The sequence below is a fragment of the Peribacillus sp. genome (genome assembly GCF_059453735.1).
In genome coordinates this window covers 1-2017 of the sequence record NZ_JAZVJO010000483.1, presented here as the reverse complement: position 1 = coordinate 2017, position 2017 = coordinate 1, and the positions used below count along the sequence as shown (strand labels likewise).

At 42.7% G+C, this 2017-nt stretch carries 3 protein-coding genes; all 3 read right to left on the bottom strand.

Annotated features, from left to right (window positions below; translation table 11 throughout):
• Positions 1 to 336 (bottom strand): ABC transporter ATP-binding protein (locus AC52RT_RS15895; RefSeq protein WP_495541644.1); only part of this gene is annotated, 336 nt, incomplete at its 3' end.
• Between the two features lie 12 nt (positions 337 to 348).
• Positions 349 to 1431, bottom strand: a complete 1083-nt coding sequence (locus AC52RT_RS15890) for an extracellular solute-binding protein (protein ID WP_495541645.1) — start codon at positions 1429 to 1431, stop codon at positions 349 to 351.
• Positions 1431 to 2017, bottom strand: a 587-nt coding sequence (locus AC52RT_RS15885) for an ROK family protein (RefSeq protein ID WP_495541643.1), incomplete at its 5' end; no start/stop codon positions are given. The genes AC52RT_RS15885 and AC52RT_RS15890, both read right to left, overlap by 1 nt.

The following is a 2017-nucleotide window of genomic DNA, read 5'->3' as shown; positions in this document are numbered from 1 at the left end:
CTTCTTTAATTCAGCTCCAGGTACTTTCCTAACCCTGAGCCCAAATGCAGCATTTTCAAATACCGTCATATGAGGAAAAAGGGCATAGTTTTGAAAAACCATGCCTGTATTTCGTTTCTCCGGGGGCACACGCGTCATATCCTTATCACCAAAGCGGACAACACCTTTCGTTGGATAGTAAAACCCAGCAATCATTCGGAGTGTTGTCGTTTTCCCGCAGCCGCTTGGGCCAAGAAAAGTAAAAAACTCTCCATCTTTGATTTCCAGATTTAATTGATCCACTGCAATGGTCTTGCCGAACGCCTTTTGGACATTTTCTATTTTTATCGACGCCATACCATACACTTCCTATTCTTTAATTTCTTTATCCCCGCTCTTGATGTTTTCGTCCCAATACTTCATCCATTCGTCACTCTTTTCCTGAAAGACTTTCCAGTCAATCTCCATACTTTTGATTTCCGTATCCGTAATCCACTTCGGAAGATCGGTTACATCACTTCTAGTTGGAATCCGGTAGAATTCTTCCGCTAGAATTTTAGCTGCTTCAGGTGTATTAACAAATTCATAAAATGCTTCAGCAGCCTTTGGATGCGGCGCGTCCTTCACCACAGCAATTCCTTCTGTTAAAACAGGTGTGCCGCTTTCTGGAATAACAAAGTCAAATGGGTAGTTTTTATTTTCCTTCAGCATAACAACATCAGGCATCGCCCAAACTGACAACGCACCTTCACCCTTTGCCACCTTGTTATACATCATTTCTGGATTGGCTGAATACTCCTTTGTATTTTGATCAAGTTTCGTTAACCACTCATATCCTTTTGCGGGATCTTGGCTATCTTTAAAATCACGGTAAATCATCGCTGAAAAAATGGTTCTCATCGTTCCGGAAGCAAGCGGGTAACGGATAATGATTTCATCCTTCCACTTTGGATCTAATAGTTCATCCCAATCCTTCGGAACCTCATCTGCACTCAGTTCCTTGGTGTTGTACATAATGACTTCCGGTGTTTGACTAGTGCCTGACCAATTCCAGTCTGGATCGTAAAAGGTGTCATCTAGATTCGACGCATAACTTGGTTTATAAGGAGTCAATAACGATTCATCCTTAGCTTGATCGAAGCTCGTTGAAGGCGCTCCCCACCAGACATCAGCTTGAGGATTATTTTTCTCAGATCGTACCCGATCGAGAATTTCCTGTGAACCCATATCGAGCCATTCCACATCCACCCCGCTGTATTTCTCTTCAAATTGTTTCTCGAATTTTGACAGGATATCCTTGCCATGTGGTGAATAGACAACGATTTTCTCCTCAAGCTTATCTTTTTTGTCTTCGGTTTCCCCGCCCGTTTTTTCATCAGAATTACAGGCACCAAGCGCCATTACAGCCGACAATGTCATCGCCGTCAATATCGATTTCTTTTTAATGTTCATCAATAATAATCCCCCTCATATTGATAGTGTAATAGACTGTCATGCTCATGCAAAAAGAGTGAAACAGCGCCTAAAACTCCCGCGCTTTCGCCTAGTTGTGCGGTTTTCAATGTGACTGCGCTTGGCAGATAATGTGTTATCATGCTGCGCAGCTTCGGCAAAATATAATCTGCAGAATTAAAAACACCACCTCCCAAAATAATCACTTCAGGATTAAGTAAGCTCGCTGCATTGATGATTCCATAGGCTAAATGTTCGATCGCGTCTTCGATGACCGCTTCTGCCAGCTTGTCGCCTTTTTCTGCCAGTAAAAAAGCCAATTCCCCTGAAAGCTCTTCTTTCATGGCTTGTTCGTATAACGGATGATCCGGCTGTTTCTGTATTGCCTCGGTTAAGTTAATGCCTATTGATTTCCCTCCAGCCACGCTTTCTAAGTATCCATAACGTTGAAAAATTGGTCTAAACGCAGATTTCATATCATTTTTATTTGTTACCATATAGCCAATCTCACCCGCTGCACTCGTTGCGCCTCGGTAGAGCTGATTATTAATGATGATTCCGCTGCCAATTCCAGTCCCAACCGCGA

What these genes read in the sequence shown, in the direction of transcription:
- AC52RT_RS15890 (WP_495541645.1), bottom strand. Translation starts at nt 1,431, where the DNA reads ATGAACATTAAAAAGAAATCGATATTGACGGCGATGACATTGTCGGCT.